This is a genomic window from Sagittula sp. MA-2 (assembly GCF_030126985.1).
Classification (GTDB): Bacteria; Pseudomonadota; Alphaproteobacteria; order Rhodobacterales; family Rhodobacteraceae; genus Sagittula.
Window position 1 is genome coordinate 1616918 of record NZ_CP126145.1, and the last position, 26197, is coordinate 1643114.

Consider the following 26197-nt stretch of genomic DNA (forward strand, 5'->3'; position numbering starts at 1 on the left):
CCTGAAACCGCGGTTATCCTGCCTGACAGGAGAGATTGCGCATGGCACAGCAGGACCGCGACCAGAGCCGCGACGGGGACGTCAGGACGCGCCGGGTGTTCTACATCCCGGGCTACGATCCCATTCATCCGCGCCGCTACCGCGAGCTCTACCGCAAGGAGGGCGCCGCGCAGGCGGAGATCTCCGGCTACGAGATCGGCCTGAAGCCGAAGCGCACCGGCGGCCCCTATGGCTGGCATGTCGAGGCGACGATAGACGGCATACCGGTCGCCGCGGACGTGGAGGTGCTGGTCTGGTCCGATATCGTGCGCGACAGCATGTCGAACTCCATCCCCGCGACCTACGGCCAGCTTGTGCGCACCGCGTGGGAATACATCGCCACGGGCGCGCTGTTCCGGCTGATGCGGCTGAGGAAAGGGCCGGTGATCGCCGCGCTCTATCCCATCGGCGCGCTGCTTGTGCAGGCGCTGGTGGCGCTGCTGGCGGTCTGGCTGTGCGGCTGGGCCGGCAGTTTCGCCGGACCCTGGGGCGCGCTGGCCGGGACCATCGTCGGCCTCGTGCCCGGGGTGATGGTGCTGCGCTGGTTCCGGTCCAAGGACGGCAAGTTGTTCGCTTACTACCTGATGCACGACTACGCCTATTCGGCCCGCTACCGGGGCGCCAACCCGCTGGAGCTCGAGGCGCGCATGGCGGAGTTCGCCAAGATCATCGCCGGCGCGCTGGCAGAGGACCATGACGAGGTGCTGGTTGTCGGCCATTCCTCCGGTGCGCATCTGGCCGTCTCGATCCTCGCTGACCTGATCCGGTCGGGGCGGGTTCCGGCGAACGGTCCGAAGCTCGGGTTCCTGAGCCTCGGGCAGGTGGTGCCCATGGTGTCCTTCCTGCGGGGTGCCGACCGGCTGCGGGCCGACCTGCACTACCTCTCGGCGCGCGACGAGCTGACCTGGGTCGATGTCACCGCGCCGGGGGACGGCTGCGCCTTTGCGCTCTGCGATCCGGTCAGCGTCTCGGGCGTGGCCCCGGAGGGCAAGCGCTGGCCGCTGGTCTTCTCGGCCCAGTTCACCCGGTCGCTCAGCCCCGAACGCTGGAAGGAACTGCGGTGGAAGTTCTTCCGCCTGCATTTCCAGTACCTCTGCGCCTTCGACCGGCCGCTCGACTACGACTATTTCCAGATCACTGCCGGACCGCTCAGCCTTGCGGCGCGCTATGCCGGACGTCCGCCCTCGGCCAGCCGGATCGACCGGGCGGTTTCCAAGTACACGAGCATGGCGGCATGACGGACGACAGGGTGCCGCCGAAACCAGCGGCGCGGCCCGACAAGGTGTCGCTCAGGCGGTATGTGAAACTGTTCCGGCAGGACATCCTTTCGGCCCAACCGGCGAAGCTCTATCGCGCGTGGATGGCGGAATTCCGGACGCCGTTCTTCCGGTCTTACCTGATCAATCAGCCCGAACTGGTCACCGAGGTGCTGAAGGAACGGCCGATGGACTTTCCGAAGTCCGACCGCATCGGCGAGGGGCTGCGCCCGCTGCTGGGGGAGTCGGTGTTCCTGACCAACGGCGCGCAATGGCAGCGGCAGCGGCGGATCATCGACCCGGCCTTCGAAGGCGGTCGGCTGAGGGAAACCTATCCGGCGATGTGGGACGCGGCACAGGCGGCGCTGGCGCGGCTGACCGCCCGCGCGGGCGACGTGGTCGAGATCGAGGAACAGACCAGCCACGCCGCCGCCGACGTGATCTTCCGCACGCTCTTTTCCATCCCCATCGAGGATGAGACCGCCTCGGCTGTGTTCCACGAGTTCCGCGCCTACCAGCGCACCCAGCCGATCCTGAACCTGGCCGCCTTCATCCCGGTGCCGCGCTGGGTGCCGCGGTTCTTCCGGCGCGACACGAAGGCCGCGGCCCGGCGCATCCGCGGCCTGATCGCCCGGCTGACGGAGGCGCGCGCCGCCGAGATCGCGGCAGGCACAGCACCCGACGACCTCGCCACCAAGATCATGACCACTCGCGACCCGCAGACCGGAGAAACCTTCACTGCCTCCGAAATGGTCGATCAGGTGGCGATCTTCTTCCTTGCGGGGCATGAGACCTCGGCCTCTGCGCTCGGCTGGGCGCTGTACCTGATGGCGCTTTACCCCGAGTGGCAGGAGCGGGTGGCCGAGGAGGCGCAGGGGCTGCAGACCGGCGACTTTGCCGAGATCGGGCGGATGCGGGTGTCGCGCGACGTGTTCCGCGAGACGCTGCGCCTTTATCCGCCGGTGCCGATGATGGTGCGCGAAACGACCTGCCCGGAACGGTTCCGCAACCGCGACGTGCCCAAGGGGTCGCAGGTGGTGCTGTCGCCCTGGCACCTGCACCGGCACGAACGGCTTTGGGAGCGGCCTGATGCCTTCGACCCGGGGCGCTGGCAGACGGAGAACGGCCGGGCCTGCGGGCGCGACGCCTTCATCCCGTTTTCGGCCGGGCCAAGGGTCTGCACCGGGGCGGGGTTTGCCATGGTGGAGGGGCCGCTGCTTCTGTCGCTGCTGCTGCGCGACCTGAAGGTGTCGCGCGTCGAGGGGCGCGATCCGGTGCCGGAGGCGCACCTGACGGTGCGGGCGCGCGACGGCATCTGGCTGCGGTTCGACAGGCGGTGACCCTTTCCCGTCCGGCGGTTCTGCCACCGGGGCGCCTGCACGGAAGGGTGGCAGGGCGCGTGAGCCTTGCCGTCCTGCCATGAAATCCGCCAAAGGCTGGGCATCCTCTGGCCGATCGTCGCGGCCCGGATGCGCAGCCTGCCACATTTAGCGTTAACAGTTTCCGATGCCTCTAGGTTTGCCCGGAAACCCGCGTTAAGCGTTGGGCGATTGAATTTCAGCCGGGAGAGGGTGATGGCAGATTTCGCGAAGATGAAGGCGCAGATGGCCGAGGGGAAGGGCTTCATTGCGGCGCTCGACCAGTCGGGTGGCTCGACGCCGAAGGCGCTGAAGCTCTATGGCGTGACCGAGGACATGTACGACGGCGAGCGCGCCATGTTCGACGAGATCCACGCCATGCGCACGCGCATCATCAAGGCGCCGGATTTCACCTCTGACAAGGTCATCGGCGCGATCCTGTTCGAACGCACCATGCGCGGCACCATCGACGGCAAGCCGGTGAGCCAGGTGCTGTGGGAAGACAACGGTATCGTGCCCTTCCTGAAGATCGACAAGGGCCTTGAGGACGAGGCCAACGGCGTGCAGCTGATGAAGCCGATCCCGGGCCTGGAAGATCTGCTGAAGGACGCCGAGGGGTTCGGCGTGTTCGGCACTAAGGAACGCTCGGTCATCCACGAGGCCAATGCCGAGGGCATCGCGGCGGTCGTTGCTCAGCAGTTCGAGGTCGCCCGTACCGTGCTGTCCTGCGGGCTGGTGCCGATCCTCGAGCCCGAGGTCAACATCAAGTCGTCCACCAAGGCAGAGGCCGAGGCCATGCTGAAGGACGAGATCGCCCGCCACCTCGACACCCTCGAGGACGGGCAGGACGTCATGCTGAAGCTGTCGATCCCGACCGAGGTGGGGCTTTATGACCGGCTGGCCGAGCACCCGCGCGTGATCCGTGTGGTGGCGCTGTCCGGCGGATATTCCACGGACGAGGCCTGCGAGAAGCTGGCCAAGCAGCCGAAGATGATCGCGTCGTTCAGCCGGGCGCTGGCAGAGGGGCTGTTCAAGCAGCAGTCCGACGAGGAGTTCAACGCGGCGCTCGGGTCGAACATCGACAAGATCTACCAGGCGTCGATCTGACGCCCGATCCTTTCACGGTCTGCCCGGACCCCGCGCGAGCATCGGCTGGCGCGGGGTTTTTCGTTGCGTGGGCGTGTGGGGCGGTCAGTGCGGGATGGGCAATCGAATTGCGGGTCTGGACGGACACATTCGTTCCAGCCGAGGGTCGGGACCGGCGGTCGTGCCTCGACGGACCAGACGATCCGAACCGGGACAGGTGCGCCGCGGCTTTGCATCGTCGCAGCCATGTAGTCGTCGTGGCAGCCCTCAGCCCTGCCGCGCGCGCCAGTCGGCAAGCGTCCGGCCGGGTTCGCCCACGAAGAGCGAGGGCAGGGGGCGCAGGTCCTCGATCCGGTCGATGCGGAAGCTTAGGAAGTCGCCGGTGGTCTCGGACCACGCGACGCAGGTCCAGATCCTGCCGAAGTAATCGAGGTGCAGCGGGCGCAGGTCGTGTCCAACGCCGTTCAGCGTGACGCGCAGCTTCTGCCGTGCCCGGATCGCGGCGCGGATCGCCGGCATGTGGGCAAAGCCGCGGGCGGCTTCGGCGAAGGCGTCGGTGGCAAAGCCGAAGGGCGCGGCGCGGCTGTCGCTGTCCTCGGGCAGGACCGCGTCGATCTTGGCGGCGAGAGTGCGGGCGGCGCTGGCCTGTTCCGTCAGCGGCGAGGCCCCAAGGGCGGCAAGGGCCAGGTGCAGCGCCTCCAGCTCCCCCTCTGTCAGGTTGAGCGGCGGCAGGGTGATCGCCGCCTGCACCGTGTATCCATAGCCGCGCGCGCCCTCCACCGGCACGCCAGAGGCGGCGAGGGTTTCCATGTCGCGATAGATCGTGCGCACAGACACGCCAAGGTCCTGCGCCATCGCCTCGGCGGTGTGCAGGCGCCCGTCGCGCAGGCGCTGGGTCAGGGCGTAAAGGCGGTCCTTGCGGTTCATTCGGGGCGACTCATCGGGCGTCTTTCGGGCTGTGCGCGCCCTGTCTTTCGGGCGAAACGGGCGGCGGGACGACCCCCATACTGACAAAATCCTGACAACTGACAACCTCATGACACACACAGTGCCCGGGCGCGGCGGTTTGGCGCTTTCCGCGCGCTCCAAACGTCTTTAGATAGCTTCGGACTAATCCGGGTCGCGGGTTCTGCGACCGTTTTGCAGGAACAATGACGGAGCAAGACCAATGGGTATCGGGAACATCGGCCTGCCGGGCCTTCTGCTGATCGCGGTTGTGGTGCTGGTGCTGTTTGGCCGCGGCAAGATCTCTTCGCTTATGGGCGAGGTCGGCAAGGGCATCACCGCCTTCAAGAAGGGCGTGAGCGAAGGCGGCCAAGAGCTGGAAGACCAGAAGAGCGAAGAGGCACGTGACGTGACCCCGGCTTCTGCACCGGCCTCCTCCACGCACTCTTCCACCGAAGACAAGGACAAGGTGTAAGCCGCCATGTTCGATCTCGGGTTCGCCGAGCTTCTGGTCATCGGCATCGTTGCGCTGATCGTCGTCGGTCCGAAGGACCTGCCGGTGCTGTTCCGCAACGTCGGCCGGTTCATGGGCAAGGCGCGCGGCATGGCGCGCGAGTTCAGCCGCGCCATGAACGAGGCCGCCGACGAGGCGGGGGTGAAGGACATCCAGAAGACCATCCGCACCGCCACGAACCCGGTGAACAGCGCCATGGACGGGGTGAAGGACGCAGCCAGGTCGATGACCGACTTCAAGCCCGACAGCGAGACCGGCAAGCTTGCCAAGGAACGCGACGAGGCCCGCAAGAAGATCGAGGCCAACGCCGCCCGCGCCGCCGCCGACCGCAAGAAGCGGGAAGCGGAAGAGGCCGCGCGCAAGGCCGAGGAAATGGAGAAGGCGCTGGCCGAAGAGCCCAAGGCGCCCGCGACCGACGAGAGTGACAAGGCATGAGCCGCACCGAAGACGAGCTTGAGGACAGCTCTGCCCCGCTGATCGAGCATCTGGCCGAGCTGCGGACGCGGCTGATCCGGTCGATCATCGCGCTGTTCCTCGGAATCTGCGTGATGTTCATCCCGATCGGCGGCGAGTTCCTTGCCGAGCACGTCCTGCAGTTCCTGCTGGTGCCCATCGAAAGCTCGCTGCGCGCGCTGGGGGATCCTTCGCCGACGCTGCAATACACCAGCCCGCAGGAATACCTGTTCGTGCTGTTCCGCATCGGCATGGTCTTTGGCTTCGCGCTGGCCTTCCCGGTGATCGCCTACCAGATGTGGCGCTTCGTGGCGCCCGGGCTGTACCGGTCCGAGAAGAACGCCTTCCTGCCGTTCATCGTCGCCTCGCCGGTGATGTTCCTGCTGGGCGCGTCCTTTGCGCACTTCGTGGTGACGCCGCTGGCCATGGCCTTCTTCCTTGGCTTCACCGACGCGCCGTCGGTCTTTGCCAACCTGCTGTCCGGCTCTGTCGATGTGGATGCGACGGCGGTGGTGCCGACGACCTCAGAGGGGCTGCGCATCACCTTTTTCGGCAAGGTGAACGAGAGCCTGCAGACCAGCCTCGTGTTCATCATGGCCTTCGGCCTCTGCTTCCAGTTGCCGGTGCTGCTGACGCTGATGGGCAAGGCGGGGCTGGTATCGGCGCAGGGCCTCGGCTCCGTCCGGAAATACGCGATGGTGGCGATCCTGATCCTGGCCGCCGTTGTCACGCCGCCGGATGTCGTCACCCAGCTGATCCTCTTCACCGTGGTCTACGGGCTTTACGAGGTCTCGATCTTCCTTGTTGCCCGCGTCGAGAAGCGCCGCGAGAAGGAGCTGCGGGCACAGGGCCTGTGGTTCGAGGACGAGAACGGCGAGGAAGACCCCCTCATGAAGGAATTCGACGAGGACGAGAAGGCCCGTGACTGACCCCCTTGAACGCATTGCAGCGGCGCTGGAGCGACTGGCCCCGGCGCCGATCCCGGCCCCCGATTTCGACACCGCCGAAGCCTTTGTCTGGGAAACGGAACCGGACCACCTGCAGCCGGTCGACAAGGTCAGCCGGGTGGACCTGTCGCTGTTGATCGGGATCGACCGGGCGCGCGACACGCTGCTGAAGAACACCTTGCAGTTCGCCCGCGGCCTGCCGGCCAACAACGCGCTCCTTTGGGGCGCGCGGGGCATGGGCAAGTCGTCGGTGGTGAAGGCGGTGCATGCCGCCGTCCGCGCCGAGGGGCACGACCTGAAGCTGGTCGAGCTTCAGCGCGAGGACCTGCCGTCTGTCGGGCGCCTTCTGGAACTGCTGCGCCACGCGCCTTGCCGGTTCGTGCTATTCTGCGACGACCTGTCGTTCAGCCATGACGACCAGCACTACAAAAGCCTGAAGGCGGTGCTGGACGGCGGCGTTTCGGGCCGTCCGGACAACGTGGTGCTTTATGCGACGTCGAACCGGCGGCACCTGATGCCCCGGGACATGATCGAGAACGAGCGCTCCTCCTCCATCAACCCCTCGGAGGCGGTGGAGGAGAAGGTGTCCCTGTCGGACCGCTTCGGGCTGTGGCTGGGCTTCCATCCCTGTTCGCAGGACGAGTACCTGGCGATGATCCGGGGGTATTGCGACAGCTACGGCGTCACCATCGACGACGAGACGCTGCGCGCCGAGGCGATCGAGTGGCAGGCGACTCGCGGCTCGCGCTCCGGCCGGGTGGCGTGGCAGTTCTTCACCGATCTCGCGGGCCGCAAGGGCGTTGCGCTGAGCTGAGCGGCTGGGTCCGGCCATAGACCCCGGCGGCTGGCCGGGGTCGTTCCTCAATCACATATCGGGACAGTTGCTGTCAGCGGACAGAGAGAGGCGCGCGAAACGATGCCGCGCGCCTGTTTTGGCTGATGCGAGGGACAGGGGAACGCACCGGCGCTCGGGCCCATGACGTTCCCCGCTGAACCTTATTTCAGGTAGGCCATCGGGTCCGTGCTGTCGAAGCCCTTGCGGACCTCGAAGTGCAGGAACGACGGCGATCCGGAGCCGACGCGCGCAATCGTCTGGCCCTTGCTCACCGCGTCGCCCTTCTTGACCGAGATGTCGTCCACATGGGTGTAGACGGTGATCAGGTCGCCCGGGTGACGGATCAGCAGCAGCTTCACGCCTTCGGTGGTGTTCGAGATTGACGCGACCGACCCGGCGGCGGCGGCCTTCACCGGCTGGCCGGCAGAGGCGGAGATGTCGATGCCCTCGTTCTTGCCCTTGGAATATTCGCGGATGATCGAGCCGGAGACCGGCATGACCATCTGGGCCGAACTGGACGCCGGTTTCGCCGCCTGCTGGCCGATGTCGGCGGCGGGCGGCTTCGGCGCGGGGGCGGCTGCCGTGGAGGTGCCGCTGGATGCGGGCGGGGTCGCGGGCTCGATGGGTGTCACGTCCACAGACGGCAGAGGCGTCGTCGAGGACGGGGGTGTAGGGGTGGGAGAGCCGCTGCCCGGCACGGTGGTGACGGTCGTGGCGGCTGCGACCTCCGTCTGGTCGACAACGGGGATCAGCAGGTACTGGCCCTCGCGGACGGTGAAGTCCTTGTCGAGCGCGTTCCACTCCGCAAGGCTGCGCGGGCTGACCTGGTAGAGCCGGGCGATGGTAAAGGCGGTTTCGCCCCGTGCCACCTGGTGACGGATCGGTTCTGCTCCGCCGCCGGTGGTCGTGCCCCGCGGCGTGGTCGGAGAGGCGCGGTCGATGGCGGCGCCGGCCAGCGTCGTCACGTCCACCTGACCTGCGGGCTGCAGGCCGCCGGTGGCGGGCGACGGCTCGGCCACGCGGCTCGGCAGGGCGATGATCTCGCCCCGGCGCAGCGTGTCGCCGGTCTGGAGACCGTTGTAGCGGGCGAGCTCCTGCGCGGGCAGGCCGACCCGTTCGGCGACCTGCGCCACGGTGTCGTTGCGCCGCGCCACGACGACCTGGTAACTCGGGTAGGAGATCACGCCGCGATCGTCGGGGGCAGGCCGATCTGCCGTGGCAGAGGCCGCGGCGGTGGAGGTGTCCACCGGCCCGCCGATGCGGCCGCGCATGTCGACGTCCAGCCCGTTGGAACAGGCGGCGCCAAGGGCCAGCAGGGCAAACGCGGGAAGGGTGCGGGTCAGCGTCATCTCGATGTCCTCGTCTCATGCGCCCCTTGTTGTTCCGGGGCGTCACGCCTGTGATCTCGGTACAGGCTGATGCGGTCGGGACCCTCTTAGTCCTTTCCCAGCCCTTCCACCAGCGGCACGAAGCGTACGGGCCGCAACTCGTCATAGTCGAAGCCGTTTTCCGTCCGGGTGACCCGGATCAGGTGCTGCACGGTGTCCGACTGCCCTACGGGCACCACCATGATACCGCCAATCTTCAATTGCGCCAAGAGCGGCCCGGGCGGGTCTTCGGCGGCGGCAGTCACGAGGATGCGATCGAATGGCGCCTGATCGGCCAGCCCGAAGGAGCCGTCGGCGGTAAAGGCGGTGATATTGGCCAGTTCCAGCGCGTCGAAAACCTTGCGCGCGGCGGCGACCAGCCGCTTGTGCCGGTCGACGGTATAGACCCGCCGGGCCAGCTGGCTGAGGATCGCGGCCTGGTAGCCGGAGCCGGTGCCGACCTCCAATACCTTGTCGCGCGGGCCGACGTTCAGCGCCTGCGTCATCAGTCCCACGACGGAGGGCTGCGAAATGGTCTGGCCGCAGGCAATCGGCAGCGGCATGTCCTCGTAGGCGCGGTCAGTGAAATAGCCCTGGATGAACAGGCCGCGGTCGATCTTCTCCATCGCCGAGAGCACGGCCTTGTCGGTCACGCCCTTGGAGCGCAGGGCGAAAAGGAACTGCATCTTTGCCTCGGCGTCGAACGTCATGCGAAGGCGTCCCGCAACGCCTTCAGGGCCGTGGTGCAGGTCAGGTCGGCCCGCATCGGAGTGACGGAGATCCAGCCGTCGAGGTTGACGGCGGCGTCGGTGCCTTCGGCCACAGGGGCACGCTGGTCGCCGCCCTTCGCCCAGAGGAACCGGCGCCCCGACGGCGAAAGCTGGGATTCTACGGTGAAACGGGTGTTCTCGCGCACCCCTTGCGGGGCGGCGACGATGCCCTTCACGCCGGACGCCGGGACCGGGGGAAAGTTCACGTTGTAGAACAGCCGGTAGCCGTCCTGTTCACCCGTGTCGAAGGAGAGGATCTTGCGCAGGACATGCGCGCCGAACTGCGCCGCGCCCTCGAAGGGGTCGTCTATGCGGTAGTTTTCGGGCCCGAGGTACTGCGACAGCGCGACTGCGGGCAGGCCTTGCAGCGCACCCTCCATGGCACCGCCGAGCGTGCCGGAATAAAGCGCGTTCTCGGCCGAGTTGTTGCCCCGGTTCACGCCAGACAGCACGAGGTCGGGGGGCGTGTCCTTCAGGACATGGTGCACGCCGGCCAGCACGCAGTCGGCGGGGCTGCCCTCCGCGGCATAGCGGCGCGGCCCGAGTTCGGAGATCATCGTCGGATGGGCGTAGCTGATGCAGTGGCCGACGCCGGACTGTTCGAAGGCGGGGGCGACGGTCCAGACCTCGCCGTCCGGCCCGGCGAGCTCGGCCGCGATCTGTTCCAGCACCTTGAGCCCCGGGGCGTTGATGCCGTCGTCGTTGGTGATGAGGATGCGCATGAGCCTGCCCGTTCGCTTTGCATCGTCCTTAAGCGAAGGGGGCAGGCGGGGCAAGCGGCGGGGCGCCGACCGTGGCGGGCCGTGTCCGGTGGGGGACAGGCAGGGCCTTTGGGCAGTTGAAAAAGTGCGCGTTACCCGAGTTCGGCGAGCAGGCGGCGCGCCTCGTCGGCGGGCGTGGCGAGCATGTCGCGCTCCTCACCGGGGTGGAAGCGCGCGCGGACGGCGGTGGCCATCGGTCCGGGCGTCAGGATGCGCACCTTCGGGCCGGTCTTCACCGTCTCGGCGGCCCAGCTTCGCGCCACGGCGATCTGCGCGGCCTTCGACGCGCCGTAATGGCCGTAGAACTTTTCGCCCCCCTTCGGATCGTCAAAGAACAGCGCGGTGCCGTCGGTGCCGAGGAGCGGCGCGATGTAGGGGATCAGGTGGCCCATGGCATGCGCGTTGGTCGCCATGGAGCGGTCCCAGTCCTTCGGGTCGAGCTGCCAGGTCGGCGTCAGCGGGCCGGTGTGCACCGCCGTGTGCGCCCAGAGCGCCACGCCGCCCCAGCGGTCGTGCACGGAGCGGCAGAGTTGGGCCATGGCGTTGCGGTCGGTCACGTCCATCGGCGCAAGCGTCGCCGCGCCGCCCTTCGCCTTGATGGCATCGTCGAGCTCTTCCAGCCCGCCCACGGTGCGGGCGACGGCGACGATGTGATACTCGGGCGCGAGCGCCTCCGCGAGGGCATAGCCAAGGCCGCGCGAGGCGCCGGTGATGAGGGCGATCTGGGTCATGCCGACCGTTTGGCCGGGATTTGGCGCTCCGTCAAGCCGCGGCGCGGGGGGCTGTCGGGCGACGTCCGGTGTGTGTCGTCTGGTTCTTTGGGAAATTTATTTATTTCAGTAGGTTGTGCGGTGTTTTTCGTGTCGGCGTGGATGGCGTGCGACCGCGTGACGCTTTGCCGTTGGCTGCCCTTTCGCTACCGAAGTTCAGGGGCTTCGTCTGAGATTTAGGGTAAAATATGTTTATAAATCAGTCTGTTGAGAGCCATTCTTGATGCTTTCTGCCGAGGCGCGGGTCACCCGGCGGCGCGGTCACGCTCGATCGGTCCGTATTGCGGGAAGTGGCGCAGAATGTGATCGACCACCTTGCGGGCCTCCTGTGTGTCGAGGCCCAGGCCGAACCCGATGACGTACCGCCCGTAGTCAAACTTGATCGTGCCCGCCTTCCGCGGTGCCCAGAGCCCGGGTGAGCGCTTTGCGTCCTGCGGCCAGGCACTCTCGGTCGGGCCCGCACGCAATCCCGTCACCGCATCGCCGTCGCAGCGGGTCGAGCGGCGCCAGAAGGGGATGCTGCGCGTGACGGTCACGGTCTCCGGCGTGACGATCAGGCGTTCCTCTCCGATGTTGAGCCACAGAAGGAGCGTCAGTGCGCCAAGGCAGCCCGCCGTCCATGCCGCAAGCCAGAGGCCCAGGAAGCCCACGACCGGCACGGGGGCGGAGAGCGTCTCCCACAGCGCGAGAAGCCACGCCCCGGAAGCGATGGCCAGCCAGATGCAGAGAAACAGGCTGACCCAGAGATGACGCTTCGGGCGCATCAGGAACGAGATTTCCTGTGCCGTGTCGGTGGCTTCGAGGGTGATGCGCGCGGCGGCCGTCATGATCTTTCCCTTTTCGCCGCAGACTAGACGGACACGATTGCCTTTGGCGAGGGACCGTGCGGTTCTGACTGGCACGGACGCACCGCCTGTTGCAGAGTGGCCCGGGTTGCGAGGGGAGTGCCGGAATGCGCGGTTTGATGATTGTCCTGATGATGCTGGGTCCCGGTGCCGCGCTGGCGGACGAGATCAGCGGCGATTGGTGCGGGCCGGACGGACGGTCGCTGACCATCCTCGGCCCCACGGTGGTCACTCCGGGCGGCACGGAGGTGCCGGGACGCTACAGCCGCCATCGCTATGAATTCGAGACACCGGCGGGCGAGCCGGGCGCGGGCGACACGGTGGTGATCCTCCAGTTGTCGGAAGAGGAGGTGGACGTGGCTTTCGGCAGCGCGGCCCCGGTGCGCTGGACGCGCTGCAGGGACGTGACAAGCTGATGCAGGGGCTGTGGGAACCAAAGCCCGGGATCGTGGTTCACGTGTCATGCAAGACCATGACATGACCGCACCGCGGCGGGGCGAGACCCCGGATCAGCACCAGGACCTGGACCCCGAAGCCGAACAGGAGGCGGTGCGCAGCCATTCCGACGAATCGCATGTAACGGAGGCGAGCCGCCTGTCGGCCCGCCTGATCTACGAGGTCATCCGGCGCGACGGTGACGAGGAACTGCAGCGGCCCGTGGCGTCGCTTGTCTGGTCGGGCCTGGCGGCCGGGGTGCTCATCAGCCTCTCGGTCCTGACGCAGGCCGTGCTGAAGAGCCGCCTGCCGGAGGCCGACTGGGCGCTGCTGGTAGAGGGGCTGGGCTATTCGGTCGGCTTCATGGTGGTGATCTTCGGGCGGATGCAGCTTTTTACCGAAAACACGATCACCACGGTGCTGCCGGTGGTGGCGGACCGCTCCCTCACATGCCTCTTGAAGCTGTTGCGGCTCTGGGCCGTGGTGCTCTGCGCCAATATCGTCGGCTGCGTGGTGGCCTCCGGCTTTTTGACGCTGCCGTTCGTCGTGCAGCCCGATGTGATGGAGGCGCTGATCGCCGTCTCGCATCACGCCGTCGAAGGAACGGCGACGCAGAACTTCGTCCGTGCGATGCCCGCCGGTCTGATCATCGCGGCGCTGGTGTGGATCCTGCCCGCGACACGCAACGGCGGGTCGTTCTTCGTGGTCATGGTCCTGACCTGGTTGATCACCGCCGCCGGTTTCGCCCATGTGATCGCCGGATCGGTCGAGGCGGGCCTCTTGGTGTGGGTCGGCGAAATGCGCTTCGCCGACGCGGCCCTGGTCTATTTCCTGCCGGTTCTGGCGGGCAACGTGGCCGGCGGAACCGCCGTCTTCACGCTGCTGGTCTGGGGGCAGGTGCGCAACGAGGTCGAGGTGGAGTGATCACTGCACGACCGGCTGGGTCATCCAGCGGGTGCGGCCATTGCCCGAGAGCGCGAGGCGCCCGTCCTCGATCGCGATGATCGGGTCGCGGCCGATGCGGTCGCCGACCTTGAGTTCGACGACCTTGCCGTCCGGCGTGCGCACAAGGGCGCGCGGCCGTTCGCCGGACCCGAAGGTGCCGAGCAGGATGAGCGCGTCCAGGCTGCCCGACGCCTGCTGCGTGGCGAGCTGTGCGACCTTCTGCGATGACTGTTCCTGTGCCATGTCAGCGTCTCCTCTGAGTGGAGAGGCGCGCGTACACGGGCTTCGTGGCCTGCGAAAGCGGGGCTGAAGGCGCTGTGCGGCGGGTTGCCGGAAGGGGGTGCGACATGGGCACAAGCTTGCCGGATCGGCTTGGCGGGACTGTTCGGCCTCCGGCCGAAGGCGCCCGCCCGCCAACCCGTCTGGGCGCCTCGGCGGATCTGCGCCGCGTTTTGGAGGCTTTGGCGAACCGGGGTCAGGCCGTCAGGTGCGGGCGGATGTCGTTTCCGGAGGCGGCGTAGATGTCGAGCAGGTCGTCAAAGCCGATTCCCTGCGCCTGAGCCTCGGCCAATGGGCCATCAGTTGCAGTTGCAACGGGGCGCTGGCTGACGTCAGTGGCCGTCAGGGTGACGGCTGTCCCGGTTTCATCCTCGAACCCGGGGAGGGTGTTGGCGGTCAGTCCCTCGCCTGCAAACGGTCGAGGGGTGTCGAAGGTGGCGACGTAGTCGTGGAAGGTTTCTGCCGAGACCTCGACCCAGAGGCCGAAGTGGAAGGTTTCATCGGCGCCACGGATCGGCAGAGGCAGAACGGCGCGCAGGAAGTGGCGGCTGTCGATGCGGCAGAGTTCGGCGGTGAGGCGGTCGTTCCCGACGGTGACATCGTCGTCGATGCGCGGCGAATGCGGCCAGTCCTCCGGCTCCTCGAAACCGATGTCGAAGACCCCGCCAAAGGTGCGGCCGCAGCATGGGCAGGCGCGGTCGGGGTCGTTGAGGCGGCGCCAGCGGGCGTCGAGGGCGAGGAGGGACATGGGCGGACCTTGTGGGATGCGGACCGGGGCGTTGCGCGTCTGGAGCGGACGGGATGCCTCCGGCGGGAGTATTTTTGCAGCAGAGAAGCGGGGGAAGGTGGTTCGACCGCGGGCCGGTTGGCGGTGCGAATGGCACGGCGGTGCGCCTTGTCGGCAGCACCGAAGGTGATGAGGGAGAAGCGCGGGGCACTTGGACGGGTTTGCGGCGACGCGTATGGGTGAGCGCGCGGCGGATTTGTGTTTCGGCCTTTCTGGCCGCTGCTGGCCGCAGGCCCGTCTAGGGAGGGCCGGTCCGGATGTCGTCTGCATCCGGATCCGACGGCTATTGCTGACCTATTCGGCCGCCTTCATCTTGAAGCCCTTCTGTAGCATGTCTGCCGGTTCCACCGGGTATTCGCCGGAGAAGCAGGCGTCGCAGTACTGCGGGCACTTGGCGTTGCGGCCCTCGGCCTCGCCCACGGCACGGTAGAGGCCGTCGAGCGAGATGAACTTCAGGCTGTCGACGCCGAGGTGGTCGCGCATCTCGTCCTCCGACATGGTCGCGGCCAAGAGCTTTTCGCGCTGCGGTGTGTCCACGCCGTAGAAGCACGGCCAGGCGGTCGGCGGCGAGGCGATGCGGAAGTGGACTTCGGCCGCGCCCGCATCGAGGATCATCTCCTTGATCTTGCGGGAGGTGGTGCCGCGGACGACGGAATCGTCGACGAGGATCACCTTCTTGCCCTGGATCAGCGCGCGGTTGACGTTCAGCTTCAGCCGGACGCCCATGTTGCGGATCTGTTCGGTCGGCTCGATGAAGGTGCGGCCCATGTACTGGTTGCGCACGATGCCCATGCCGTAGGGGATGCCGGATTCGGCGGCGAAGCCGATGGCCGCCGGTGTGCCGCTGTCCGGGACGGGACAGACGAGATCCGCCTCCACCGGGGTTTCGCGGGCCAGTTCCACGCCGATCTGGCGGCGCGTCTCGTAGACCGAGCGGTTGCCGATGATCGAATCGGGGCGCGAGAAGTAGACGTGTTCGAAGATGCAGAAGCGCGATTTGGCCGGGCGGAAGGGGCGGATCGATTCGACGCCCTTATCGGCGGTGATCACGACCATCTCGCCCGGGTCGATCTCGCGCACGTATTCGGCGCCGATGATGTCCAGCGCGCAGGTTTCCGACGACAGCACCCAGCCGTCCGCCACCTTGCCGAGCACCAGCGGGCGTACACCCAGCGGGTCGCGCACGCCGATCAGCTTGGTGCGGGTCATGGCGACGACGGAGAAGGCGCCCTCGACCCGGCGCAGCGCGTCTTCCATCCGGGCGGGGATGTCGCGCTGGAGCGAGCGGGCCATCAGGTGGATAATGCATTCGCTGTCGGAGGACGACTGGAAGATCGAGCCGCGCTCGATCAGTTCGCGGCGGAGCGCATCGGCGTTTGTGATATTGCCGTTGTGCGCTATGGCCGCGCCGCCCATGGAAAACTCGCCGAAGAAGGGCTGCACGTCGCGGATGGCGGCGGACTTCGATCCGGCGGTGGAGTAGCGCACGTGGCCGATGGCGAGTTGCCCCGGCAGCGTGTCCATCAGCGACTGCCGGGTGAAATTGTCGCGGACGTAGCCGAAGCGCCGCGCCGAGTTGAACCCGGTTTCCGGATGGTAGGAGACGATGCCGCCTGCCTCCTGTCCGCGGTGCTGGAGGGCGTGCAGGCCGAGCGCCACGAAGTTTGCGGCATCGGTCACGCCCACCACGCCGAACACGCCGCACTCTTCGTGCAGCTTGTCGTCTCCGGCGTCGAATGGGTTTGCTGGAAAGAAGGTGGCGTCGGACATGGTGTCTCCGAATCCGGGGCTGTTCGCGCCCCTCATACGGGCTTGGCGGTGAAGTGTCACGGAAGGATCACAAAACTATGCGTGAGAAATGTCCGTTTCAACCAGCAGAAGGGTCCCGTCGCTGCGCCATCCGGTCGCCCAGCCCCCCGCGCGGAGCAGGGCGAAGGGGTGGTAGACGTCGGGCGCATCGGCAGGTGCGACCAGTGGCCACATCAACCAGTGCGCCACGTCGTAGCTGTCCGCGGCGCGGTAGAGCGGCTCTGACAGGAAGGCCAGCGCCGCCTCGTGCGCCGGAGAGCGGGCCGCGGCCATATTCCAGAGCGCATCGTCCATGTTGATCGTGGCCGCGTCCGTACCCTCCAGGGCTTGGGGGAAGGGTGTCTCGAAAAGGATCGGGGCATCGCTTTCGGGCGCTTCGAGGCCGAACAGGCGGAGCCCCGCCACCGCCGCCTGAAGCAGCGCATGTGCCTCGTTTCGGGGCAGTCTGCGCAGATCGAGCGGCCAGAGCGCGGCCCGCTCTCCCAGTGCCGCGCCTTCCGGCAGGGGAGCGAAGGCCGCAGCACGGGCGGCAGCGGGCAGGCGCCAGATGCCGAAATGCAGGCGGACATCGCGGTCGAAGGGCGGCAGCGGATCCGGCCGCTGTTCCGTGGCCTCGGGGTGGTTGTCGAGGATGTCGTGCCAGTGTGCCTGCCAGCCGGACTGCAAGTCTGTCGCGGTCACAGGCGGCACGGCTTACGTCGGCGCGTCGCAGACGCCCACGAGCTGCTCGTACTGGGCGGTGATCCAGCCAAGCGCCTGCTCGGGGTTCTGTTCTTCGATCCTGCCGCTGAACTGGCTGAAGACGGCGGCGGAACGGCTGTCGTCGATCATCGCCACGTCCTGCGCGGTGATGACGGTTTCGTAGACGAAGAAGGCGATGGCCACGAGGAGGATGCCCCGCGCCACACCGAAGAAGAACCCGAGCGCCTGATCGAGCCCGCCAAGCGCGGAGCGCTGGATCAGCGAGGAGAAGAGCGGCGTGAACAGCGACACGATCAGCAGGGCCACCGTGAAGACGGCGGCGAAGGCGGCGATGATCGACAATTCGCAGCTGTCGGACAGGAATTCGCCGACGACGGGCAGTTCCTTGACCAGCGGCTGCACCTGGGCCGCGAACATGAAGGCGAGGATGGCGGCGACGATCCAGCCGACGATGGCCATGGCCTCCCGCACGAGCCCGCGCGAATAGGCCAGCAGCGCCGACATCACGACGATGGCCGCCACGATACCGTCGACGATCGTAAATCCTTCCATGGGCCTGCCTCTTCGCGTTCTTTTCCCGTATGTGCCTGCCGGCCCGGTTCATCCGGCGCCGAAGACCTCTCCTACAAAGCCGGTCAGGTCGGCCATCTGCGTCAGCTTGACGGATGGGCCACCCTGCGCCTTGCCGCCCGAAGGCAGGATCGCGGTGGAGAAACCAAGTTTGGCGGCTTCTTTCAAGCGATTTTCGGTCTGACCCACCGGACGTAACGCCCCCGATAGGCTGATTTCGCCGAAAACGACAGTCTCGCGCGGCAGCGCCGCGTCCTCGCGGGCGGAAAGTAGCGCAGCGGCCACAGCCAGATCGGCGGCTGGTTCGCCCACGCGCATGCCGCCTGCCACGTTGAGGTAAACGTCGAGCCCCGCAAACGGGATGCCGACCCGCGATTCGAGCACGGCGAGAATCATCGCCAGCCGGCTGCCGTCCCAGCCGACGACCGACCGGCGCGGCTGGCTGTGGGGCGAGGGGGCAACGAGGGCCTGGAACTCCACCAGCACGGGGCGCGTGCCCTCGATCCCGGCAAAGACCACCGAGCCGGGCGAGGGCTCTCCGCGTTCGGCCAGGAACAGGGCAGAGGGGTTCGGCACCTCCGCCAGCCCGCCGCCGGTCATCTCGAAGACGCCGATCTCGTCCGCCGGGCCGAAGCGGTTCTTGACGGAGCGCAGTATGCGGAACTGGTGGCCGCGCTCGCCCTCGAAATACAGCACCGTGTCGACCATGTGTTCCACCACGCGCGGGCCGGCGAGCTGTCCGTCCTTGGTGACGTGGCCGACCATCATCACGGCAGAACCGGTGCGCTTGGCGAATGTCGTCAGTTCGTGCGCCGCGGCCCGGACCTGGGACACGGAGCCCGGCGAGGAATCCACGTTGTCGGCCCACATGGTCTGGATCGAGTCGACGATGGCGAGGTCGGGGCGCTCCTTGTCCAGCGTCGTGAGGATGTCGCGCAGGTTGGTCTCCGTGGCGAGCCGGACGGGCGCTTCGGCAAGGTTGAGGCGCTGCGCACGCAGCCTGACCTGGGCCGAGGCTTCCTCGCCCGAGATGTAGATGACCTTCAGCCCGGCGTTGGCAAAGGCCGCGGCGGCCTGCAGCAGGAGGGTCGATTTCCCGATCCCCGGATCGCCTCCCACCAGCACGGCAGAGGCGGGCACGAGGCCGCCGCCGAGCACCCGGTCAAGCTCGTCGAGCTTGCAGGCGGTGCGCGGCGGCGGTGCCTCCTTGCTGGATAGATCGGAAAGCTGGACGGCACGCCCGCGCGACTGGCCAAGGGTCTTCCCGGCGGGGCCCTGCGACAGCGGCTTTTCTTCCTGGATGCAGTTCCATTCGCCGCAGGCCTCGCATCGGCCTGCCCACTTGGTGGTGACGTTGCCGCAGGACTGGCAGACGAATCGGCTGACGGCCTTTGCCATGAATAACCTCCGCTGGGATCGGAAGCGCGTATGTAACGGGGATCGCGGCGGAAGGGAACGGTTTCGCCTCGCTGGCGGGGGGCGCCCTGCGCCGCCCGAGGACAGTTGGCCCGGGATGATGGACGGAGGTCCTTGTCCTCGCCTTGGCGGAGTACCTCCGGGGGAAGCAGGCGAATGGTCTGCGCGGGTCGGGCCGCGTCAGCGGGCCCAAGCCCCTTGGGTGCGACGAGCCTCGAGCGCGCCCAGCACGATGGAGCCGAGGATCAGAGCGGTGAAGAAATAGAGGCCCCAGGCGGTTTCCACCCTCCCGACGCCTAGGCCCTTGGCGAGGGTCACGTAGAGCGCGATCAGGAAGATGTCGGCCATGGCGAACTTGCCGAGCAGGTTGAGCGCCGGCAGCGCGCGCCGGTCGAGAATGTCGAACTGAAGGAGCGCGAGACCCAGCGTCTTCAGCATCGGCGCGACAAGGGCGAACAGGGTCACGACAAGGGCAAGGAAGATGTCGGTCTGCCAGAGCGACCTCAGGCCGGAGATCACCGAGATCTCGGACATGCCGAAGAGCGGCAGCAGACCGGCGCGCAGGAGCGGGGCAAACCACGAGAGCGGGTAGAGGACGAGGAAGGCGAGGTTCACGTAGCGCATGGGTGTGTAGGGCGGGGCTCTGCGCCGCCTGCCTTCGGTCAGTTCGGTCAGGAGACCCACCACCACACCAGAAGCAGGCCAACCAGCATCAGGAGGTGCAGCACGTCGATGATCCGCCAGCGGGCGCGGGGGGTGATGGAGCAGATCAGGAAGATCGCGGAGGGAACGAGCAGGGGCGCCATTCCGCCGCCGCCCGCCATCATCTGCGCGGCTGTGACGTAAAGCGGGCCCTCGTTCAGGCCGAGCGCGGGCGCGAAGACCGTGGCGATGCCGCCGAGGCAGAGCACCAGTGTCATGAGCGCGGGCCAGCGGGCAAGGCCGCGCCCGGCGATCACGCGGATCAGCGCCAGGAGGGCGAGGACCTCGAGATAGACGAACTTCTTGAAGAACAGGAACCCGAGCAGCACCGGGTCGGGCTGGAGGAGGCTGTTCATGAGGTCTCCCGGGCGGTGGTGGCGGTCGGTCTGCATTGACACCATGGGCCGAAGAAAATCAATCCGTTCCGTGGTGTCACGCGGGTCCCCGCGTGTGTCAGCGCACCGCCGCGATCGGCCCTTTGGCGCGGCCGTGGATGAACTGGTCCACATGGGCGTCGCCGGAGCGGTCGAGTTCGGTCACCGGTCCGGTCCAGCGGATGGTGCCGCCGTGGAGCATGGCGACATTGTCGGCAATCGCCCGGACGGAGGTCATGTCGTGGGTGATCGTCATGGCGGTTGCGCCCATCTCGGTCACGATCTCGCGGATCAGGTCGTTGATGACCCCGGCCATGATCGGGTCGAGCCCTGTGGTCGGTTCGTCGAAGAAGATGATCTCGGGCTCTGCAGCGATGGCGCGGGCGAGGCCGACGCGTTTCTGCATGCCGCCCGACAGTTCGGCCGGGAAGCGGTCGGCCACATCGGGTGTCAGGCCGACGCGGCGCAGTTTCTCGATGGCGATCTCGCGGGCCTCGGCCTTTGGCCGTGCAAGGCTGCCGCGCAGCAGGCGGAAGGCGACGTTCTGCCAGACGGTGAGTGAATCGAAGAGCGCGCCGCCCTGGAACAGCATGCCGAAGCGGGCGAGGAAGGCGTCGCGGTCTTGCGTCGTCACGTCCTGCCCGTCGAGCGTGATCGTGCCTGCATCGGGCGTGACGAGGCCCAGGATGCACTTCAGCAGCACCGACTTGCCGGTGCCGGAGCCGCCGATGATCACCATGGAGGTGCCCTGCACGATCTCAAGGTCGACGCCCTGCAGGACATGGTTCTGGCCGAAGGACTTGGTAACGCCGTTGAGCGTGATCATCGCATGCACCCGTGCGTTGCGGGACCGGCAGCCGTCGGAGTGAGTATTTCGAAAGCGGAGAAACGGCAGGACGCGCCCGGCATGGCGAGGTGGGTCTCTGGAGTGGAGGCGGGCGCGAGTGTCATAGCGAGAAGAAGGCGCCGGTCAGCAGGAAGTTGGCGGCGAGGATCAGGACGGCGGCGGCCTCCACGCTGCCCTTGGTGGCGCGGCCCACGCCCTGCGCGCCGCGGCCCGACATCATGCCGAAATAGCAGCCCATGAGTGCCGCGATGCCGCCGAAGGCGCAGCCCTTGACGAGGCTGGAGACCACGTCCAGCGGTTCGAGGAAATCCACGGTGTTCTTCAGGTAGGCGGCGGCGTTGAACCCGAGGCTGCCAGTGGCCACGGCGTAGCCGCCGAAGATGCCGATCACGTCGCCGATGCCTACGAGGGCGGGCACCACCAGCAGTGCGGCGAGCAAGCGCGGCGCCACGAGGTATTTCATCGGGTTGGTGGAGAGGGTCGTCAGCGCGTCGATCTGTTCGGTCACCTTCATGGTGGCGATCTCGGCTGCGATGGAGGAGGTCACGCGGGCGGCGATCATCAGGCCGACCAGCACCGGCCCCAGTTCGCGCACCATGCCGATGGCGACGATCTGCGGCACCACGGCCTCGGCGTTGAAGCGGGCGCCACCCGAGTAGATCTGCAGGGCGAGTGCGGCGCCGGTGAAGACGGCGGTGAGACCCACGACCGGCAGCGACAGCCAGCCCACGTTCATCAGCGCGGCGCCGAATTCGCCCGCGTAGAAGGGGGGGCGGACGGTGTGGCTGAGCGCAGTGAGGCCGAAGCGCGTGACCCGGCCGATGGCGGCCAGCCAATGCAGCAGGGCGCGGCCCAGCCAGCCGAGGGGGGCCAGCAGCGTCATGCGCCGGTATAGCTGCGGTCGTAGCGCGCGCCGAAGGAGGTGAGCACCTCGTAGCCGATGGTGCCGGCCCAGTCCGCGAGGGTGTCGATCCCCTGGTGCAGGCCGATGAGTTCGACATGGTCCGGCACTTCGCCGAGGCCGGTCACGTCGACGGCGATCAGGTCCATGGAGATGCGGCCGAGGATCTTGCAGCGCGTCTCGCCGGCCCAGACGTGGGCGGCGGGTCCCATGGCGCGGTGGATGCCGTCGGCATAGCCGCCGGCGATGGTCGCGACGCGGGTCGGCGCGGCGGCGGTCCAGGAGTTGCCGTAGCCGACGGTTTCGCCGGGCAACACGTCGCGCGTCTGGATCACCGGGATCTCGAGGCTGACGACCGGCTGCGCGTCGACGAAGGGCAGGCCGCCGTAGAGGCCCACTCCAGGGCGCGTCATGTCGAAGTGGTAGTCCGGCCCCAGCAGGATGCCGCCCGTCGCCGCGAAGGAGCGCGGCGCGTCGATGCCGTCGGTCATTTCGCGGAAGGCTGCCAGCTGGCGGGCATTCATCGGGTGATCGGGCTCGTCGGCGCAGGCGAGGTGGCTCATCACCAGCCGCGGGTGCTGGGCGAGGGCGATGTCGCGCAGGGCGGACCACTCGGCCGGTTCCATCCCGAGGCGGTTCATCCCGCTGTCGAGCTGGATGCCGAAGGGATGGCCCGGCAACCCTTCGACGTGCATCAGCATCTGGTCGATGGAGTTGATCATCGGCACGAGGTCGGCATCGCGGATCATGTCGCGGTCGCCGGGCATGTGGCCGGAGAACACGCAGATCTCGGGGCCGGGGCCGAGGATGCGGCGCAGCCGTGCGCCTTCCTCGGCGACGGCCACGAAGAAGGTCCGCGCCCCGGCGGCGGCCAGAACGGGCACGCATTTCTCGGCACCGAGGCCATAGGCGTCCGCCTTGACGACGGCGCCCGTCTCGCCCTCCGACAGGGCGGCGAGGGCGGTCCAGTTGGCGCGCAGGGCGCCCAGGTCGATTGTCAGCTTCGCCATGGCCATGTTGCCTGTCTTTGGCAGGTTGGATGTTGGGGTCAAGGGGGAAATGCGGCTTCATGCGCCGGACGGGCGGGGATATGCTTGGCCGGAAAGGGGTTCGAGGCAGGGCACATGAAGGACACGCTGCGGCTGGAGGCCGAACTGTTCAGGCTGGCACTGGGGGAGGTCACGCGGCTCGTGCCCCCGGCGGGCGGAGACGTGTCGGAGGACCTGCTGGTGCGCTCGGTCAAGTATCACCCGGTGATCGGTGCGCTGGTCGGCTGCGCCGGGGCGGCGGTGCTGTGGCTGGCGGCGCAGGTCCTGCCGGAGGCGGCGGCCGTGCTCGTGGCCGTGGTCGCGATGCTGCTGTTGAGCGGCGTGCGCGACGAGATGGGACTTTCCGTCGCGGTGGAGGCGCTGGCCGGAGAGACGGGCCGGGACGCGGTGCTGGCGCGCATGGCACGGGGCGGGGGACCACGCGGCGCGCTGGCAGTCGGCCTGACGCTGGCGCTGAAGGTGGTCCTGCTGGTGTCCTTCACGCCGGGCGTGGCGGCGGTGGCGCTGATTGCCGGGATGGGGCTGGGGCGCATGGCGGCGGTGCACACCGCGGCAAGCACCGTCTCCGCCCGCAGGCGGGGGATGGAGGTGCTGCTGCCCGGGGTGACGCCCGACGGCTACCGCGTCGCGCTGGCGGGCACGATACTGGCCGTGCTGGCGCTGGAGTTCGTGGCTGGTGCGTGGGCCGGTGTCGCCGCCGGTATCGGTGCCATCGCGCTGGGGCAGGCGTTCCGGATCTTCGCGCTCAGGCGGCTGGGGGGGCGGACCACGGAAATCCTCGGCGGCGCGGCGCTGCTGGGCGAGCTTGGCACCTACCTGGGGCTGGCCGTCGTGCTCTGACCCGGCAAAGCGGTGCCAATGCGTGCAGGCGGGTCTACTGAGGCGGCGTGTTTGCCTGACAATTGTGTCAGTCAGGAAGGGGGCACTTTGTCGGTTCCCCGCGAAGCGGTACACTTCTCCGCATTTCAAAGCGGAGACATTTGACATGGATTTCTCGGGAATTTCACGCCCGCAGGTCGACACGCTGGTGTTCAACCTTCTGGCGGTCGACGCCTACAAACCCCTTGGTGCGGCCCTTGGCGGCTGGGTGCCCGTGGCGGGCGCCGTCATGGCCGCGATACATGGGGCCGCACTGGTCGGCTGGTCGGCCTTCGAGGCGGGGCTGGTCAACGTGCTGAAGACGATGGGCAACTTGAGCGCGGGCATGATGAACCTGCTCACGGATTTCGTTGCGGACCTGGTGAACGGGCTGATCGTCATCAGCGCGGGCAACCGGGACGGCGTGCTGGCCGATGCGGCGCAGGGCGCCATGACCGGGGGCAGCATCGCCGCGCAACTGCTGTGGACGGTCGGCGGCGGTGCGGTTGTCGAGACCGGCGGCGCGGCGGCGCGCGCGGCGGCAGACACCTTCATGCGGGGCGCCGGGCTGGCGCTGCAGCGGGAACGGGGCGGCGGACCGGGCAGCAATGCGCGCGGCTGGGGACTGCTGGGCATCGGCATCATCGCCATCGCGGCGGTTGCGGTGGCGGCTGTCACCTTCGGCGCCGCGGCCGGGCTGGTCGGCGTGGCCGTGATCGCGACCGGCGCAGTCATCGGGGCCGGATTGGCCGTGTACTATGGCATGGCAGATGACGAGGCTGAGCAGGAGCCGGGCACCGCCCCGGAGCCGGGGCCGCCTTTGGACGGCCGCGCGTCGCGAGACCCCTCCGGCGCATCGCCCCCGACGGATCCGCGTCTCGCCACCGCCACGAGGCCGCAGGCGGTCGGACACCGGCCCGCCAAGTCTCAACGCGAGATCGACGCGATGAAGGCCGGGCGGGCGTCCTACAACAGCCGGTTGCTGACAAGTTACCTGGGGCAGACCAGCCGCTGACACAGGCCCGCGGCGCCCGTGGCGATCAGCCTTCTTGCCAGGGCTTCACGAGGTTGCCGAAGCGGGTGAACTGGCTTTCGAACGACAGTTCCACGGTGCCGATGGGGCCGTGACGCTGCTTGCCGATGATGACCTCGGCCTTGCCGTGCAGGCGCGACATGCGCTCCTGCCAGGCGACCATCTCGTCCAGCCGGTCGTCGGAGGGCTTTTCGCGTTCCACGTAGTATTCCTCGCGGAACACGAACATCACCACGTCGGCGTCCTGCTCGATGGAGCCCGATTCCCGGAGGTCGGACAGCTGAGGCCGCTTGTCCTCGCGGCTTTCCACCTGGCGCGACAGCTGCGACAGCGCGATCACCGGGATGTTAAGTTCCTTCGCTATCGCCTTGAGACCCATGGAGATTTCCGCAATCTCCTGCACGCGGTTCTCGGCGGTGCCGCGCAGAAGCTGCAGGTAGTCGACGATGATGAGGTCAAGCCCGTGCGTCCGCTTCAGGCGGCGCGACCGGGCCGCGACCTGGCTGATCGGCAGCGCAGGCGTGTCGTCGATGTAAAGCGGGCAGGCTTCCAATTCCTTGGCGGCCTCGACGAAACGGCGGAACTCATGCTCCTCCATGTCGCCCTGGCGGATCTTGTGGGACGAGATCTCGGACGCCTCGGCGAGGATACGGCCAGCCAGCTGCTCGGCGCTCATTTCGAGCGAGAAGAACCCGACCACGCCGCCGTCGAGCGCGCCGACAGAGCCGTCGGGACGGGTGCCCTTCTTGTAGGCCTTGGCGATGTTGAAGGCGATGTTGGTGGCGAGCGAGGTCTTCCCCATGGAGGGACGACCCGCGAGGATCAGGAGGTCGGACGGGTGCAGGCCTCCCAGCTTCTTGTCCATGTCAATGAGGCCGGTGGAGATGCCCGCCAGACCGCCTTCGCGCTGGTAGGCGGCGTTGGCGACGTTCACCGCCTCCGTCACCGCGCGCAGGAAGGACTGGAAGCCCGACTCGGCGTTGCCCTGCTCGGCCATCTTGTAGAGCTTCTGCTCGGCCTCGACGATCTGCTCCCTTGGTTCGGAGGCGACGTCGACCTTGGCAGCCTTGTCGGAGATCTCGCGGCCGAGGCGGATCAGGTCGCGGCGCACCGACAGGTCATAGATCATCTGCGCATAGTCCCGCACCGCGAAGGTGGAGACGGCAGAGGCCGCAAGACGTGCGAGATAGGCCGCGCCGCCCAGTTCCTGAAGACCCTCGTCGTCGGCCATGAAGGCCTTGAGCGTCACCGGGGAGGCGAGGTTGTTCTTGGCGATGCGCGCGGCGGCGATCTCGAAGATTCGCGTGTGCACCGGGTCGTAGAAATGCTCGGCCCGGATGATCGACGCGACGCGGTCGAAGATGTCGTTGTCGGTCAGGATCGCACCCAGAAGCTGCTGTTCGGCCTCGATGGAGTGCGGCATGGTCTCGGCGGCGTCGACGTGAACGCCGGTCGGATTGATCGTCGTTATCTCGTTCATTTTCATCCCCACTGCTCAGGCTGACCGTGTAGCAAACCGGATTTCCGGGGTGCAGAGTGTAAAT

29 protein-coding genes are annotated in these 26197 nt (G+C 67.7%); 11 read left to right on the forward strand and 18 right to left on the reverse strand.

Annotation, left to right across the window (positions count from 1 at the left end; translation table 11 throughout):
* Positions 1–41 precede the first annotated feature (41 nt).
* The 3 genes from QNI11_RS08110 to QNI11_RS08120 all read left to right on the forward strand — a co-directional run bounded on the left by QNI11_RS08110 (position 42) and on the right by QNI11_RS08120 (position 3760).
* On the forward strand, positions 42–1277 hold the full coding sequence (locus QNI11_RS08110; protein WP_283983021.1) for a hypothetical protein: 1236 nt from the start codon (positions 42–44) through the stop codon (positions 1275–1277).
* Positions 1274–2635, forward strand: coding sequence for a cytochrome P450 (locus tag QNI11_RS08115; protein ID WP_283983022.1), 1362 nt, complete (start codon positions 1274–1276; stop codon positions 2633–2635). Before QNI11_RS08110 ends, QNI11_RS08115 begins: the two co-directional genes overlap by 4 nt.
* Positions 2636–2869: 234 nt before the next feature.
* On the forward strand, positions 2870–3760 hold the full coding sequence (locus tag QNI11_RS08120) for a fructose bisphosphate aldolase (protein WP_283983023.1): 891 nt from the start codon (positions 2870–2872) through the stop codon (positions 3758–3760).
* A gap of 246 nt (positions 3761–4006) precedes the next feature.
* Here QNI11_RS08120 and QNI11_RS08125 read toward each other — a convergent pair whose 3' ends face one another.
* Entirely contained in the window at positions 4007–4666 is a 660-nt protein-coding gene (locus tag QNI11_RS08125) for a YafY family protein (protein ID WP_283983024.1), read from the reverse strand.
* 241 nt (positions 4667–4907) lie between these two features.
* Here QNI11_RS08125 and QNI11_RS08130 point away from each other — a divergent pair, with 241 nt between their 5' ends.
* Genes QNI11_RS08130 through QNI11_RS08145 form a run of 4 tightly spaced genes read left to right on the forward strand, consistent with a single transcriptional unit; the run spans position 4908 to position 7412 of the window.
* Positions 4908–5159: a twin-arginine translocase TatA/TatE family subunit gene (locus tag QNI11_RS08130; protein ID WP_100927020.1), complete on the forward strand. Its 252-nt coding sequence runs from the start codon at positions 4908–4910 to the stop codon at positions 5157–5159.
* A gap of 6 nt (positions 5160–5165) precedes the next feature.
* A complete protein-coding gene (tatB, locus tag QNI11_RS08135; protein WP_283983025.1) occupies positions 5166–5633 on the forward strand; it encodes a Sec-independent protein translocase protein TatB in 468 nt (155 codons plus the stop codon).
* Positions 5630–6580, forward strand: coding sequence for a twin-arginine translocase subunit TatC (gene tatC, locus QNI11_RS08140; protein WP_100927018.1), 951 nt, complete (start codon positions 5630–5632; stop codon positions 6578–6580). The genes tatB and tatC overlap by 4 nt, the downstream gene beginning before the upstream one ends.
* Positions 6573–7412: an ATP-binding protein gene (locus QNI11_RS08145; protein WP_283983028.1), complete on the forward strand. Its 840-nt coding sequence runs from the start codon at positions 6573–6575 to the stop codon at positions 7410–7412. The genes tatC and QNI11_RS08145 overlap by 8 nt, the downstream gene beginning before the upstream one ends.
* Positions 7413–7594: 182 nt before the next feature.
* Here QNI11_RS08145 and QNI11_RS08150 read toward each other — a convergent pair whose 3' ends face one another.
* From QNI11_RS08150 to QNI11_RS08170, 5 genes are all read right to left on the reverse strand, one after another.
* A complete protein-coding gene (locus QNI11_RS08150) occupies positions 7595–8782 on the reverse strand; it encodes a peptidoglycan DD-metalloendopeptidase family protein (RefSeq protein WP_100927016.1) in 1188 nt (395 codons plus the stop codon).
* Between the two features lie 86 nt (positions 8783–8868).
* Positions 8869–9510 carry a protein-L-isoaspartate(D-aspartate) O-methyltransferase gene (locus QNI11_RS08155; RefSeq protein WP_100927015.1) on the reverse strand — a complete coding sequence of 214 codons (642 nt, stop codon included), beginning with the start codon at positions 9508–9510 and terminating at the stop codon, positions 8869–8871.
* Complete coding sequence (gene surE, locus QNI11_RS08160; protein ID WP_283983030.1) at positions 9507–10292, reverse strand: 5'/3'-nucleotidase SurE; 786 nt, start codon at positions 10290–10292, stop codon at positions 9507–9509. The genes QNI11_RS08155 and surE overlap by 4 nt, the downstream gene beginning before the upstream one ends.
* A gap of 131 nt (positions 10293–10423) precedes the next feature.
* On the reverse strand, positions 10424–11062 hold the full coding sequence (locus QNI11_RS08165; protein WP_283983031.1) for an SDR family oxidoreductase: 639 nt from the start codon (positions 11060–11062) through the stop codon (positions 10424–10426).
* A gap of 284 nt (positions 11063–11346) precedes the next feature.
* Positions 11347–11928 (reverse strand): hypothetical protein, encoded by a 582-nt coding sequence (locus QNI11_RS08170; RefSeq protein WP_283983032.1) that lies wholly within the window; start codon positions 11926–11928, stop codon positions 11347–11349.
* Positions 11929–12053: 125 nt separating this feature from the next.
* Between QNI11_RS08170 and QNI11_RS08175 the strand changes: the two genes are divergently transcribed.
* Both QNI11_RS08175 and QNI11_RS08180 read left to right on the forward strand, forming a co-directional pair.
* The gene (locus QNI11_RS08175; protein WP_283983033.1) at positions 12054–12362 is read left to right on the forward strand and encodes a hypothetical protein; all 309 of its coding nucleotides are present in this window, start codon (positions 12054–12056) and stop codon (positions 12360–12362) included.
* A 61-nt stretch (positions 12363–12423) separates the two neighbouring features.
* Positions 12424–13305 carry a formate/nitrite transporter family protein gene (locus tag QNI11_RS08180; protein WP_254698261.1) on the forward strand — a complete coding sequence of 294 codons (882 nt, stop codon included), beginning with the start codon at positions 12424–12426 and terminating at the stop codon, positions 13303–13305.
* Here QNI11_RS08180 and QNI11_RS08185 read toward each other — a convergent pair whose 3' ends face one another.
* From QNI11_RS08185 to alr, 11 genes are all read right to left on the reverse strand, one after another.
* Complete coding sequence (locus QNI11_RS08185; RefSeq protein WP_283983034.1) at positions 13306–13569, reverse strand: pilus assembly protein PilP; 264 nt, start codon at positions 13567–13569, stop codon at positions 13306–13308. It abuts the gene before it with no gap.
* A gap of 232 nt (positions 13570–13801) precedes the next feature.
* Positions 13802–14353 (reverse strand): DUF2199 domain-containing protein, encoded by a 552-nt coding sequence (locus tag QNI11_RS08190; protein ID WP_283983035.1) that lies wholly within the window; start codon positions 14351–14353, stop codon positions 13802–13804.
* A gap of 333 nt (positions 14354–14686) precedes the next feature.
* Positions 14687–16162: an amidophosphoribosyltransferase gene (gene purF, locus QNI11_RS08195; RefSeq protein WP_100927007.1), complete on the reverse strand. Its 1476-nt coding sequence runs from the start codon at positions 16160–16162 to the stop codon at positions 14687–14689.
* Between the two features lie 75 nt (positions 16163–16237).
* Positions 16238–16882 carry a hypothetical protein gene (locus QNI11_RS08200; RefSeq protein WP_283983036.1) on the reverse strand — a complete coding sequence of 215 codons (645 nt, stop codon included), beginning with the start codon at positions 16880–16882 and terminating at the stop codon, positions 16238–16240.
* A gap of 12 nt (positions 16883–16894) precedes the next feature.
* A complete protein-coding gene (locus QNI11_RS08205; protein WP_283983037.1) occupies positions 16895–17455 on the reverse strand; it encodes a CvpA family protein in 561 nt (186 codons plus the stop codon).
* Positions 17456–17503: 48 nt separating this feature from the next.
* The gene (gene radA, locus QNI11_RS08210; protein WP_100927004.1) at positions 17504–18871 is read right to left on the reverse strand and encodes a DNA repair protein RadA; all 1368 of its coding nucleotides are present in this window, start codon (positions 18869–18871) and stop codon (positions 17504–17506) included.
* 198 nt (positions 18872–19069) lie between these two features.
* A complete protein-coding gene (locus QNI11_RS08215) occupies positions 19070–19513 on the reverse strand; it encodes a paraquat-inducible protein A (RefSeq protein WP_283983490.1) in 444 nt (147 codons plus the stop codon).
* 47 nt (positions 19514–19560) lie between these two features.
* Complete coding sequence (locus QNI11_RS08220) at positions 19561–19947, reverse strand: hypothetical protein (protein WP_283983039.1); 387 nt, start codon at positions 19945–19947, stop codon at positions 19561–19563.
* A 97-nt stretch (positions 19948–20044) separates the two neighbouring features.
* Positions 20045–20791: an ABC transporter ATP-binding protein gene (locus QNI11_RS08225; protein WP_283983040.1), complete on the reverse strand. Its 747-nt coding sequence runs from the start codon at positions 20789–20791 to the stop codon at positions 20045–20047.
* 121 nt (positions 20792–20912) lie between these two features.
* Positions 20913–21695 (reverse strand): ABC transporter permease, encoded by a 783-nt coding sequence (locus QNI11_RS08230; RefSeq protein ID WP_100927000.1) that lies wholly within the window; start codon positions 21693–21695, stop codon positions 20913–20915.
* A complete protein-coding gene (gene alr, locus QNI11_RS08235; RefSeq protein ID WP_283983041.1) occupies positions 21692–22729 on the reverse strand; it encodes an alanine racemase in 1038 nt (345 codons plus the stop codon). Before alr ends, QNI11_RS08230 begins: the two co-directional genes overlap by 4 nt.
* 108 nt (positions 22730–22837) lie before the next feature.
* Between alr and QNI11_RS08240 the strand changes: the two genes are divergently transcribed.
* Positions 22838–23602 (forward strand): adenosylcobinamide-GDP ribazoletransferase, encoded by a 765-nt coding sequence (locus tag QNI11_RS08240; protein WP_283983042.1) that lies wholly within the window; start codon positions 22838–22840, stop codon positions 23600–23602.
* Positions 23603–23747: 145 nt separating this feature from the next.
* Complete coding sequence (locus tag QNI11_RS08245; protein WP_283983043.1) at positions 23748–24635, forward strand: hypothetical protein; 888 nt, start codon at positions 23748–23750, stop codon at positions 24633–24635.
* A gap of 25 nt (positions 24636–24660) precedes the next feature.
* On the opposite strand, the gene QNI11_RS08250 is transcribed toward QNI11_RS08245, so the two are convergent.
* On the reverse strand, positions 24661–26133 hold the full coding sequence (locus QNI11_RS08250) for a replicative DNA helicase (protein WP_100930786.1): 1473 nt from the start codon (positions 26131–26133) through the stop codon (positions 24661–24663).
* Positions 26134–26197 lie beyond the last annotated feature (64 nt).

Coding starts and splice junctions, on each gene's coding strand:
- QNI11_RS08240 (WP_283983042.1), top strand. CDS start 22,838: ATGAAGGACACGCTGCGGCTGGAGGCCGAACTGTTCAGGCTGGCACTG.
- tatB (WP_283983025.1), top strand. CDS start 5,166: ATGTTCGATCTCGGGTTCGCCGAGCTTCTGGTCATCGGCATCGTTGCG.
- QNI11_RS08130 (WP_100927020.1), top strand. CDS start 4,908: ATGGGTATCGGGAACATCGGCCTGCCGGGCCTTCTGCTGATCGCGGTT.
- radA (WP_100927004.1), bottom strand. CDS start 18,871: ATGGCAAAGGCCGTCAGCCGATTCGTCTGCCAGTCCTGCGGCAACGTC.
- QNI11_RS08165 (WP_283983031.1), bottom strand. CDS start 11,062: ATGACCCAGATCGCCCTCATCACCGGCGCCTCGCGCGGCCTTGGCTAT.
- QNI11_RS08110 (WP_283983021.1), top strand. CDS start 42: ATGGCACAGCAGGACCGCGACCAGAGCCGCGACGGGGACGTCAGGACG.
- QNI11_RS08230 (WP_100927000.1), bottom strand. CDS start 21,695: ATGACGCTGCTGGCCCCCCTCGGCTGGCTGGGCCGCGCCCTGCTGCAT.
- QNI11_RS08205 (WP_283983037.1), bottom strand. CDS start 17,455: ATGGAAGGATTTACGATCGTCGACGGTATCGTGGCGGCCATCGTCGTG.
- QNI11_RS08180 (WP_254698261.1), top strand. CDS start 12,424: ATGACCGCACCGCGGCGGGGCGAGACCCCGGATCAGCACCAGGACCTG.
- surE (WP_283983030.1), bottom strand. CDS start 10,292: ATGCGCATCCTCATCACCAACGACGACGGCATCAACGCCCCGGGGCTC.
- QNI11_RS08120 (WP_283983023.1), top strand. CDS start 2,870: ATGGCAGATTTCGCGAAGATGAAGGCGCAGATGGCCGAGGGGAAGGGC.
- QNI11_RS08215 (WP_283983490.1), bottom strand. CDS start 19,513: ATGCGCTACGTGAACCTCGCCTTCCTCGTCCTCTACCCGCTCTCGTGG.
- QNI11_RS08155 (WP_100927015.1), bottom strand. CDS start 9,510: ATGACGTTCGACGCCGAGGCAAAGATGCAGTTCCTTTTCGCCCTGCGC.
- tatC (WP_100927018.1), top strand. CDS start 5,630: ATGAGCCGCACCGAAGACGAGCTTGAGGACAGCTCTGCCCCGCTGATC.
- QNI11_RS08245 (WP_283983043.1), top strand. CDS start 23,748: ATGGATTTCTCGGGAATTTCACGCCCGCAGGTCGACACGCTGGTGTTC.
- QNI11_RS08175 (WP_283983033.1), top strand. CDS start 12,054: ATGCGCGGTTTGATGATTGTCCTGATGATGCTGGGTCCCGGTGCCGCG.
- QNI11_RS08225 (WP_283983040.1), bottom strand. CDS start 20,791: ATGATCACGCTCAACGGCGTTACCAAGTCCTTCGGCCAGAACCATGTC.
- alr (WP_283983041.1), bottom strand. CDS start 22,729: ATGGCCATGGCGAAGCTGACAATCGACCTGGGCGCCCTGCGCGCCAAC.
- QNI11_RS08185 (WP_283983034.1), bottom strand. CDS start 13,569: ATGGCACAGGAACAGTCATCGCAGAAGGTCGCACAGCTCGCCACGCAG.
- QNI11_RS08150 (WP_100927016.1), bottom strand. CDS start 8,782: ATGACGCTGACCCGCACCCTTCCCGCGTTTGCCCTGCTGGCCCTTGGC.
- QNI11_RS08190 (WP_283983035.1), bottom strand. CDS start 14,353: ATGTCCCTCCTCGCCCTCGACGCCCGCTGGCGCCGCCTCAACGACCCC.
- QNI11_RS08125 (WP_283983024.1), bottom strand. CDS start 4,666: ATGAACCGCAAGGACCGCCTTTACGCCCTGACCCAGCGCCTGCGCGAC.
- QNI11_RS08115 (WP_283983022.1), top strand. CDS start 1,274: ATGACGGACGACAGGGTGCCGCCGAAACCAGCGGCGCGGCCCGACAAG.
- QNI11_RS08250 (WP_100930786.1), bottom strand. CDS start 26,133: ATGAACGAGATAACGACGATCAATCCGACCGGCGTTCACGTCGACGCC.
- QNI11_RS08220 (WP_283983039.1), bottom strand. CDS start 19,947: ATGAACAGCCTCCTCCAGCCCGACCCGGTGCTGCTCGGGTTCCTGTTC.
- QNI11_RS08170 (WP_283983032.1), bottom strand. CDS start 11,928: ATGACGGCCGCCGCGCGCATCACCCTCGAAGCCACCGACACGGCACAG.
- purF (WP_100927007.1), bottom strand. CDS start 16,162: ATGTCCGACGCCACCTTCTTTCCAGCAAACCCATTCGACGCCGGAGAC.